The sequence below is a fragment of the Streptomyces sp. NPDC059788 genome (genome assembly GCF_042732265.1).
Lineage (GTDB): Bacteria > Actinomycetota > Actinomycetes > Streptomycetales > Streptomycetaceae > Streptomyces.
The window spans coordinates 19,248-27,925 of record NZ_JBHWHY010000081.1; the positions used below are offsets into that span (position 1 = coordinate 19,248).

At 72.6% G+C, this 8,678-nt stretch carries 12 protein-coding genes; 6 read left to right on the top strand and 6 right to left on the bottom strand.

All coding sequences use genetic code 11. The features are described 5' to 3' along the window. Nucleotides 1–70: 70 nt before the first annotated feature. Both ACFV57_RS40625 and ACFV57_RS40630 read right to left on the bottom strand, forming a co-directional pair. Nucleotides 71–895 (bottom strand): PhzF family phenazine biosynthesis protein, encoded by an 825-nt coding sequence (locus tag ACFV57_RS40625; RefSeq protein ID WP_385243645.1) that lies wholly within the window; start codon nt 893–895, stop codon nt 71–73. A 136-nt stretch (nt 896–1,031) separates the two neighbouring features. After that, nucleotides 1,032–1,835, bottom strand: a complete 804-nt coding sequence (locus ACFV57_RS40630; RefSeq protein ID WP_385243648.1) for an aminotransferase class IV family protein — start codon at nt 1,833–1,835, stop codon at nt 1,032–1,034. 161 nt (nt 1,836–1,996) lie between these two features. Between ACFV57_RS40630 and ACFV57_RS40635 the strand changes: the two genes are divergently transcribed. The 3 genes from ACFV57_RS40635 to ACFV57_RS40645 all read left to right on the top strand — a co-directional run bounded on the left by ACFV57_RS40635 (nt 1,997) and on the right by ACFV57_RS40645 (nt 4,074). After that, on the top strand, nt 1,997–2,344 hold the full coding sequence (locus tag ACFV57_RS40635; protein WP_385243651.1) for a MerR family transcriptional regulator: 348 nt from the start codon (nt 1,997–1,999) through the stop codon (nt 2,342–2,344). A gap of 24 nt (nt 2,345–2,368) precedes the next feature. Then, nucleotides 2,369–2,947, top strand: a complete 579-nt coding sequence (locus ACFV57_RS40640) for a TetR/AcrR family transcriptional regulator (protein ID WP_385243654.1) — start codon at nt 2,369–2,371, stop codon at nt 2,945–2,947. 230 nt (nt 2,948–3,177) lie between these two features. Next, nucleotides 3,178–4,074, top strand: coding sequence for an SDR family NAD(P)-dependent oxidoreductase (locus ACFV57_RS40645; protein WP_385243657.1), 897 nt, complete (start codon nt 3,178–3,180; stop codon nt 4,072–4,074). 7 nt (nt 4,075–4,081) lie between these two features. Here ACFV57_RS40645 and ACFV57_RS40650 read toward each other — a convergent pair whose 3' ends face one another. The 3 genes from ACFV57_RS40650 to ACFV57_RS40660 are packed head-to-tail and all read right to left on the bottom strand — an operon-like array spanning nt 4,082 to nt 4,712. Further along, a complete protein-coding gene (locus tag ACFV57_RS40650) occupies nt 4,082–4,285 on the bottom strand; it encodes a hypothetical protein (protein WP_385243660.1) in 204 nt (67 codons plus the stop codon). 11 nt (nt 4,286–4,296) lie between these two features. Continuing rightward, entirely contained in the window at nt 4,297–4,470 is a 174-nt protein-coding gene (locus ACFV57_RS40655) for a hypothetical protein (protein WP_385243662.1), read from the bottom strand. An 11-nt stretch (nt 4,471–4,481) separates the two neighbouring features. Continuing rightward, the gene (locus ACFV57_RS40660; protein WP_385243665.1) at nt 4,482–4,712 is read right to left on the bottom strand and encodes an SMI1/KNR4 family protein; all 231 of its coding nucleotides are present in this window, start codon (nt 4,710–4,712) and stop codon (nt 4,482–4,484) included. A 270-nt stretch (nt 4,713–4,982) separates the two neighbouring features. On the opposite strand from ACFV57_RS40660, the gene ACFV57_RS40665 reads away from it, so the two are divergent. Further along, nucleotides 4,983–5,585, top strand: a complete 603-nt coding sequence (locus ACFV57_RS40665) for a PadR family transcriptional regulator (RefSeq protein WP_385243668.1) — start codon at nt 4,983–4,985, stop codon at nt 5,583–5,585. A 175-nt stretch (nt 5,586–5,760) separates the two neighbouring features. Here ACFV57_RS40665 and ACFV57_RS40670 read toward each other — a convergent pair whose 3' ends face one another. Then, nucleotides 5,761–6,369 carry an HAD domain-containing protein gene (locus tag ACFV57_RS40670; RefSeq protein WP_385243670.1) on the bottom strand — a complete coding sequence of 203 codons (609 nt, stop codon included), beginning with the start codon at nt 6,367–6,369 and terminating at the stop codon, nt 5,761–5,763. A gap of 360 nt (nt 6,370–6,729) precedes the next feature. Between ACFV57_RS40670 and ACFV57_RS40675 the strand changes: the two genes are divergently transcribed. Beyond that, on the top strand, nt 6,730–7,260 hold the full coding sequence (locus ACFV57_RS40675) for a Clp protease N-terminal domain-containing protein (RefSeq protein ID WP_385243673.1): 531 nt from the start codon (nt 6,730–6,732) through the stop codon (nt 7,258–7,260). Between the two features lie 388 nt (nt 7,261–7,648). Next, a complete protein-coding gene (locus ACFV57_RS40680) occupies nt 7,649–8,668 on the top strand; it encodes a DMT family transporter (protein ID WP_385243681.1) in 1,020 nt (339 codons plus the stop codon). Nucleotides 8,669–8,678: the final 10 nt, after the last annotated feature.

The window sequence follows — 8,678 nt, forward strand, 5'->3', positions numbered from 1 at the left end:
GGCGCCGGGGTGCCGGGCCCGGCCGGGGCTGCGGCCGGGCCCGGCGGACACGTCGGGCATGCGGCGGCGGTCAGGGCGCGGCGAGCAGCTCGCCGTCGATGACCGTGACGGCCGAGCCCGTGAGCAGCGTACGGTCGCCGCGCAGCGCGGTCCGTACGATGCCGGTGCGGCGGGCCGGACCCTGGAGGCCACTGAGTTCGTCGCGGCCCAGCCTGGCCGACCAGAACGGCGCGAGCGCGGTGTGCGCGCTGCCCGTCACCGGGTCCTCGTCGATGCCGACGGCGGGGAAGAAGCAGCGGCTGACGAAGTCGTAGCCGCCGTCGGACGCTTCGGCGCGGGCCGTGGCGATCACCCCGCGGCCGCCGGGCGAGGCGAGGGCCCGTACGTCCGGCTCCAGCGCCCGCACGGACTTCTCGTCGGCCAGCTCGACGAGCAGGTCACCGAGGTTCTCGCCGGTGTCGTACGCGCCACGGACCTCGGTGCCCAGTGCCTCGGCGACGGCCGGCGGCACCTCGACCGGGGTGAGCGGCGCCGTCGGAAAGTCCATGGTGATCGCGCCGCTGTCGTCGGCCGTCGTGATCAGCACGCCGCTGCGGGTGGTGAAACGGACCGTGCCGGTGGCGGTGCCGGTGGTGTGCAGGACGTGCGCGGTGGCCAAAGTGGCATGACCGCACATGTTCACCTCGGCGGCCGGGGTGAGCCAGCGCAGGGCCCAGTCGGCGTCGCCGCCCGCGGGCAGCGGGTGCGCGAAGGCGGTCTCGGAGAGGTTGACCTCGGCGGCGACGCGCTGGAGCCAGGCGTCGTCGGGGAAGCCGCCGGCGTCGAACAGGACGACTCCGGCGGGGTTGCCGCCGAAGGGGTGGTCGGTGAAGGCGTCAACGATGCGAATCCTCATGGCTTGGACCCTAGAGGGCCACATCATTACCGACCAATGCCAATCGGGTTCGACTGGACTGATTTCGTGCCCGCAAGATGAGAAGTGGCGGCTCCGGAGGAGGGGGAGAGCGAGGCCAGTCGGCGATGCGGCCTTCTCAAGGCGCGGTGAGCGGCTCGGCCTCGTACGCGCGGTGCAGCAGCGCCATGAAGTCCGGTGCGTCCGGCAGGGGCTCCGTGCCGATCCGGTGCACGGCCACACCGGGCGTCCACGAGTTCATGACCACACCACCGGCCAGCGCGGGCAGATCGGCGAGCGTGACCTCCTGGACCCGCTGGGGGACACCGAGGCGGTCCAGCTGCCGTCGGACGACGCCCATCGTGATGCCGCCCAGCATCTCGGCCGCGGGCCACACCACCGTCCGGCCGTCCCAGAAGGCCAGGTTCCAGATGGAGCCCTCGCTGAGCCGGCCGCGCCGGTCGACGAACGCGGCGTCGTCGAAGCCCCGGCCCACGGCCTCACGGAGGAAGTACGTCTTGCCGACCTCGCCGACGTGCTTCAGGGCCGGGAGAGGCCGTTCGTACGCGACGGCCGCGAGCGTCAGCGGCCCCTGCGGTCCGTACGCCGCCGGGCCCGTACGTACCAGCACCTGGGGCTCCACATCCGCCCCGGCCACGGCGAATTCGCCCGGGGGCAGATACACGGTGGCCGTCAGCGAGAGGTCGGCCGGCCCGGCCTCCAGCGCAGCCCGCAGGCAGGCCCGCACCCGGTCGTCGGATATCGCGCGGCCGAACATCTCCAGCGAGGCGGATCGCAGCCGCTCCAGGTGGAGGTCGAGGCCCCGGACCCGGCCCCCGCGCACCTGCATGGCGGTGAAGTGGGCGTACCCGGCGAAGGCGAGCGGTGCCAGTTCCGCGGCGGTCGCCGCCCGGCCGTTAAGGTGAACAACGAAAGAGGTCATGACGTCACTCCAGCGATACGGGTACGGGGCGCGAGCGCGAGTACGCGGGGCGCGAGCGGCGGCCCGCCGCCGGCGCAGTGGTCGGCGGGTGCGGAATGTTCGCTCCGGGGGAGACGTTAGGGCTTCACATCAATGAGAAGGTCAACTTCGGGCGGGGGAACATGCTGATCGGGGAGTTGTCCCGGCGTACCGGAGTCAGCGCGCGGTTGCTGCGGTACTACGAGGAACAGGGCCTGCTGACCGCCGGGCGGGGCCCGAACGGCTACCGCTGCTACGACGACGACACGGTGCTCACCGTGCGGCAGGTCCGGGCGCTGCTGGACGCGGGCCTGACCACCGAGGTGATCCGCGCGGTGCTGCCGTGCGCCCGGGGCGAGCAACCGGAGTTCGAGATGTGCGTGGACGTACAGACCATCCTCAGCCGCGTACTGGCGGACACGGACGAACGCATCGACGACCTCCGGCGCAGCCGCAGCGCCCTCGCGGGGTACTTGGAGCGGAAGGCCTGAGCGGGTGCCCTTTATGCTGAGCCCGTGACACCGAAGAGCGAGCAGGGGCCGGCGCTGCGGGCGGACGCCGCACGCAACCGCGCCCGGGTGTTGCAGGTCGCCCGCGAACAACTGGCCGCGGGTGACGACTCGCTCCAGCTGAACACCATCGCCCGGCTCGCCGGCGTCGGGGTGGGAACCGTCTACCGGCACTTCCCCAACCGCCACGCGCTGTGGGAGGCGCTGTCGGCCGAGCGCTTCCAGGAACTGGTCGACGAGGCCCGGGCCGCGGCCGCCGACGAGGACGCGCTCGCGGGCCTGCACCGCCTGCTGCGGTTCACCCTCGTACACGCCTTGGACGACACCGGGTTCACCGCGGTACTGGAATCCGCCAGCGACAACGAGACGCAGACCTCGGTACTGAAGGCCGAACTCGACCAGGCCGTCGCGGAGCTGCTCGACCGTGCCCGCCGGGCCGGTGCCATCCGGCGCGACGTCGAGGCCGACGACGTGCGCCGCCTGCTCTGCGGCATCGAGCACGCCGCGCGCTCCGGCGACAGCGATCCGCATCGCGTCGAGGTCTATCTCGACGTCCTCCTCCGGGGGCTCCGCGCGGCGGGCTGACGGCGGGGCGGGGGCGGGGGGCCGCCTTGGCTTCTTGTGCCTCTTCGGGGTTCTTGGATTGCGCGGGCTCGGCTCGCGTTCCCCGCCTTCTTGATTCGCCGGCTTCGCGTTCCTCTGTTCAGCTAACCGGATGACTATCCGTTTGTGCTAGCGTGCCCGCATCGAATCGGATAGCTATCCGGTTGTGGTGGCCGGTTGGCCGGTTGGCGAGATGGCGGAGGGCTGGCCTGATGGAGCAGCGGGCAGTGGTGACGGCGGGGACCGGAGGAATCGGTCTGGAGACCGCGAAGGGGCTGGCGGCGTACGGACTCGCGGTCACCGTGATCGGCCGCGACGCCGGGCGCGGTGCCCGCGCGGTCGAGCGGATCGCCGCGGTCGCGACGGGAGGTGAGCCGCGGTTCGTGGCGGCGGACCTGGCGTCGCTGGGCGAAGTCCGGGCCCTCGCCGCCCGGCTGGCGGCCGAGGAGCCGCTGAAGGTTCTGGTCAACAATGTGGGCGCGATGTTCGCGGACCGGCAGCGGACCGTCGACGGGATCGAGGCGACGTTCGCCGTCAACCATCTCTCGCCGTACCTGCTGACGGAGCTCCTCCTCGATCGGCTCCGGGCCGGCGGGCCGAGCCGGATCGTGAACGTCAGCTCCGGGGCGATCCGGGCCGCCAAGCGCACCTTCGACGCCGTCGAACCGCCGGGCGGCTACTACGGCTTCCACTGGTACGGCCGGGCCAAGCTCGCCAACCTGGCCTACACCCTGGATCTGGCGGAGCGTCTGCGCGGCAGCGGCGTCACGGTCTTCGCGGCCGACCCCGGCGGCGCCGCGACCGACCTGACCAACGGCACCATGCGCTCACCGAAGATCGTCTCTCCGGCGCTGCGCCTCCTGTGGCCCCTGGTCCGGCGCACCTTCGAACGCTCCACCGCGGGCCCCGCGTCCGCGGCTGCCCGGTCCTCCGTCGTCGCCGCCACCGACGCCTCGCTCGACGGGCGGACCGGCCTGCTCATCGGCCCCGGCGGCGCCCCCGTACCCGCCTTCCGCGGCAGTACCGACCCCCGGACGGTTGGCGATGTGCTCAGGCTCAGCCGGCAGCTGGCGCCGCTCGGCGAGGCGCGGGGAGCGGTGGCTCCGTAGCGATGTGTCAGGAGTGGAAGTCCCGGCCGTAGTCGTCCCGGCTCGCGGCGAAGTCGTCCGGACGGTCGCGGCGAAGCTCCTCGTACCGCTGCGCGAAGACGTCGAGGGCCTGGTGAAGCGTGCAGCCCGACGCCTCGCGGATCGTCTTGAGCGCGCAGATGATCCGGTGCTCCAGAATGTCGCGGTCCACGCTCCCGGGCAGCTGGTCCATGGGGCGCGAGCCTACTCGGCGCGCGCCGCGCCAGGGGTGCCCCGGGTCAGTGCGTCGACCGGTGCCCCGATCCGGCCGGGCAGGGGTCCGGTGAGCGGGAACGGTTCCGCGAGCCGGCCCGGCGGCCGGTCTTCCTCCCGCTCGTCGTCCGCGGCCCACTCCTCGTCGGCCTCCGGGCGGGGCACGGTCAACGGCATCAGGCCGTGGCCGGGCCCTGCCGGGCGTTGCCCACCTCCGCGACGAAGGACCGGTACTCGACCGGTAGAGCGATGCCGTGGGATTCCTCGAACGCCCGGATCTCCGTCTCCGGCAGCCGTGGCGCCAGCGTGTACCGATGCGTGCGCGCCCCGAAACGCTCCCGTTCCGGGTCCCGTGCGGCCATCTCCCGTATCTGTGCGCGGACGCCGTGCTCGTCCCAGTTCCCCATCCGGCAACCGTAGCGACGGCTTCCGCGCCCCGGCCTGAAACTCGGTCCTGACCCTGCCCCCGTCCGCTCGGTGCGCGGCCATCGGCTGGGGACTTCCGCAGCCGGGCCTCTGTGCGGCGCGATCGGTCTCCGAGAGGGGCACCGAAAGCAGGCGCCGACCTCGGGCGTTGCCATCCGAACAGTTCCGATATATCGTTGAGGCATCGCGAACGATCAGAGCGATGTCGCGATTGATCAACAATGCAACGACGAGAAGAAAGGAGCGCCCTCATGCGTTCCCATGGACACGAACATCACGGACAGGGCCGCCACGGTGGCCGAGGAGACTACGAAGGCCGGTTCGAGGGGCGGCGAGCCGCGTTCGGGCCGTTCGGGCCGCCCTTCGGCGGGCCGCCGTTCGGTGGCCGGGGCCGCGGCGGCGGGCCGCGCGGCCGGGCGCGGCGCGGTGACGTACGCGCCTCGATCCTGGCCCTGCTCAAGGACCGGCCGATGCACGGTTACGAGATGATCCAGGAGATCGCCGAGCGCAGTGGCGGCGCCTGGAAGCCGAGCCCCGGCTCGGTGTACCCCACCCTCCAGCTCCTGGAGGACGAGGGGCTGATCAGCAGCGAGAGCGAGGGCGGCAAGAAGCTCTTCTCGCTGACCGAGGCCGGACGTACGGAGGCGGAGAACGTCGCCGACGCCCCCTGGGAGGAAGCCGGCCGGGGCATCGACTGGGAGGCCATGAACGAGATCCGCAAGGCGGGTGGCGGCCTGGTCGAGGCATTCCGGCAGGTCTGGGCCACCGGTACGCCCGAGCAGCGGGAAAAGGCCGTCAAGGTGGTCAACAAGGCCCGCAAGGAGCTGTATCTGATCCTCGCCGAGGACGAGTGAGCCGTTCGCGGCCGACTGCGCGGCGTTGAGGCGTGGAGATGATGAGTGAGCTCGCCTGGGGCCGTGACTGGGGAAATCCCTGGTCACGGCCCTTTCGTGTACAGGGTGGGCGCGCGCCGGAGGGGGCGGGAGTGCCGCCGCGGCGATTCGCAGTCCCGTCGCTGCCCCGTTGTCGTCAGGCGGGGGTGGGGGAGGGGGCGCTCCAGGGGGGCGCTGCCAGCAGCCGGTCGACGTGGCCGCGCAGCAGGCCCCGTCCCGGGTCGACCGGTATCAGCAGACGGTCGGGGCGCCCCCGGCTCAGGTGCAGCAGGCTCTCGGCTATGACGTCGTCGACCCAGGCGAACGGACGGCGTCCGGCGTACCGCAGCAGCCGCGGCCAGATGCGGCCCGGCGCGCCGTCGTGACCGGCGGCCCCGCGGCTCTCCGGGTGGCCCCGGGGGCCGGTGAATTCGACGACGGGGAGCCTGGGCAGCTCCAGTAAGGGGGCGATGTGGGTGTTCGCGTCGTGCTCCCAGGTGGTGGCCCACACGAGGTCGTACGTGTCCGACAGTTCGCGCAGCCAGTCGACGTGGTCGACGGAGAGCAGCACGGTGAAGTCGAGCAGGGAGTGGGCGGTGAAACCGGCGGTGGGCAGTACCGGGTTGAGGACGCCGTCGATGCCCAGGAAGAGCAGCGGGCGGTGGGTCGGAAGACCGGACGCCGGGGCGGGCTCGGAGTCGGGGCCGGAATGGGGGCCGGAGCCGGAGCCGGAATCGGGATCGGTGTCGGGGTGGCTGGCGGCCATTGAACTCCTCGGACTCCTTCGTGACGGGAACGGGGCGGAAGGGCGGACGGCACGTCGGTGGCCGAGTGGTGCTCGGGGGCAGTGCGCAGTTCGGGGCGGAGGTGAGGCTCGGGGCGCTCGGGGGCTCTCGGAGCACTCGGGCCGGTGTGCTGTGAGGGAGGGGACGTGCCGGGGCCGTCCCCTGGTTGCCCGCAGGGCGTGTACGGCAGCTGTGTGCGCCCCTCGGAGCGCTCCGGGTTGGCGCCTCGCATCTCCTCCGCAAGGATGAGATTCCGGAAAGGCGTGCCCAACCACGGGCGGATGCGCAAATGCTTCCCGCCGGGGATGTTCCGGGCGTCAGCTGCTGGTGGGGTGGGGATTGTGCAAAACCGTACTGCGTACAACAGCGGAGGAGGCCCGCCTCGCGAGGACCTCGAAACGCATCTCACCGTGGAACTCGCGTCGGTGATCTCCGCCGCGCGCAGGCGGGCCACGCGTGACGGCGACCGCCAGGTGGACACGGCCCATCTGCTGCACGGGCTGCTGGAGTCGGACCCCTCGGTCCGGGCGGCGTTCGACGGCGGGCCGCAGGTCGCCCGGCTGCTCGGCTATCTCGTGCAGCGCAGCATCGGTTACGGACTTCAGTGGCACGGTACGGTCGAGGACTCCGGCGCGGTGCCGATGGTGACCGAGGGAGTGGTGCCGGGCTGGTCGCCCGCCGCGGCCGCCGCCCTGGACGGCGCACTCGACCGCGCGCACGCCCGCTACGCGACCCATGCCGCCTGCCTCGACCTGCTCGCGTCCCTCGTCGACGATCCCGAGTCGCGCGCCGTCGAGGTGCTGCGCCGGGCCGCGGTCGATACGGAACAGCTCGCCGCCCGGCTGGACGGGGACCGCTCGGGCCAGGAATGACAGGCGTATCAGGGGTGACGCTGCTGACGGCGCCTGCCATCATGAGCCGATGCGCACGTCTACGGGGAACCAGGCGGTCGGAGCGGGTCGAGTGGGGCGAGCGGCCCAGGCGCCACATGTGGGTCCGATGGGTCCGGTGGCGCAGGCGGCGTCGGGGGCCGAGGGGAGCTTTGGGCTCGCAGGAGCTTCGGGGGCCCCGGGTTCCACAGGGGCTCCTGAGGCTTCCGGAACTTCAAGGTCTTGGAGGATCTTCCGCACCTCCCGCACCTCCCATACCCCTCGCACCTCCCGCACTTCCGGGGCGCCCCGCACCCCCAAGCGGCCCGGGGACCCGGTACATCCGGGAAGCGAGGACACCACCGGCCGGGCCCGGAACGTCGGACTCGTCCTGGCGCTGATCTCCGCCTTCGCCTTCGGCGGTTCGGGTGTGGCCGCCAAACCCCTGATCTCGGCGGGCCTCGAACCGCTGCACGTCACCTGGCTACGGGTCGCGGGCGCCGCCCTCGTCATGCTGCCCGTCGCCTGGCGGCACCGGCGACTGCTGCTGCGCCGCCCCGCCCTCCTCATGGGCTTCGGCTTGCTCGCGGTGGCCGGTGTGCAGGCGTGCTACTTCGCGGCGCTGTCCCGCATCCCGGTGGGGGTCGCGCTGCTCATCGAATACCTCGCGCCCGCGCTGGTGCTCGGCTGGGTCCGGTTCGTCCAGCGCAAGCCGGTCTCGCGGGCCGCGGCCGTCGGGGTGGTGCTGGCGGTCGGCGGGCTGGCCTGTGTGGTCGAGGTGTGGGCCGGTCTCGGTTTCGACCCGGTGGGGATCGTGCTGGCTCTCGGCGCCGCCTGCTGCCAGGTCGGCTACTTCGTACTGTCCGACCACGGCAGCGACGGCGAGGACGCGGCGGACCCGCTGGGCGTGATCGCGTTCGGGCTGCTGATCGGCGCGGTCGTGCTGACCGTCGTCGCGCGGCCCTGGGAGATGGACTGGCCGGTCCTCGGCGGCAGCGCGTACATGGACGGGGCCCGGGTGCCCGCCGCTCTGCTGCTCGGCTGGATCGTGCTGGTCGCGACCGTACTGGCGTACCTCACCGGCGTACTGTCCGTACGCCGGCTGTCGCCGCAGGTGGCGGGGGTGGTGGCGTGCCTGGAGGCGGTGATCGCGACCGTTCTGGCGTGGGTGCTGCTCGGCGAGCACCTGACGGCGCCGCAGATCGTGGGCGGCGTGGTCGTCCTGGCGGGGGCGTTCATCGCGCAGTCGGCGACCCCGAAGGGGGACGGGGCGGGCGAGGGGCCCGGGGGTGGTGCGGCGTCCGTGGCGACGGGTGGGACGGGCGAGGGCGGGCCCGCGACGGGAGGGACCGCTGAGGACGGGGGTGTCGGCGGCGGCCGGGGCTTGTCGTCGGGCTCGCGTGCCTCTTAAGGTGCTGATC

What these genes read in the sequence shown, in the direction of transcription:
- ACFV57_RS40625 (WP_385243645.1), bottom strand. Translation starts at nt 895, where the DNA reads ATGAGGATTCGCATCGTTGACGCCTTCACCGACCACCCCTTCGGCGGC.
- ACFV57_RS40630 (WP_385243648.1), bottom strand. Translation starts at nt 1,835, where the DNA reads ATGACCTCTTTCGTTGTTCACCTTAACGGCCGGGCGGCGACCGCCGCG.
- ACFV57_RS40635 (WP_385243651.1), top strand. Translation starts at nt 1,997, where the DNA reads ATGCTGATCGGGGAGTTGTCCCGGCGTACCGGAGTCAGCGCGCGGTTG.
- ACFV57_RS40645 (WP_385243657.1), top strand. Translation starts at nt 3,178, where the DNA reads ATGGAGCAGCGGGCAGTGGTGACGGCGGGGACCGGAGGAATCGGTCTG.
- ACFV57_RS40650 (WP_385243660.1), bottom strand. Translation starts at nt 4,285, where the DNA reads ATGGACCAGCTGCCCGGGAGCGTGGACCGCGACATTCTGGAGCACCGG.
- ACFV57_RS40660 (WP_385243665.1), bottom strand. Translation starts at nt 4,712, where the DNA reads ATGGGGAACTGGGACGAGCACGGCGTCCGCGCACAGATACGGGAGATG.
- ACFV57_RS40665 (WP_385243668.1), top strand. Translation starts at nt 4,983, where the DNA reads ATGCGTTCCCATGGACACGAACATCACGGACAGGGCCGCCACGGTGGC.
- ACFV57_RS40670 (WP_385243670.1), bottom strand. Translation starts at nt 6,369, where the DNA reads ATGGCCGCCAGCCACCCCGACACCGATCCCGATTCCGGCTCCGGCTCC.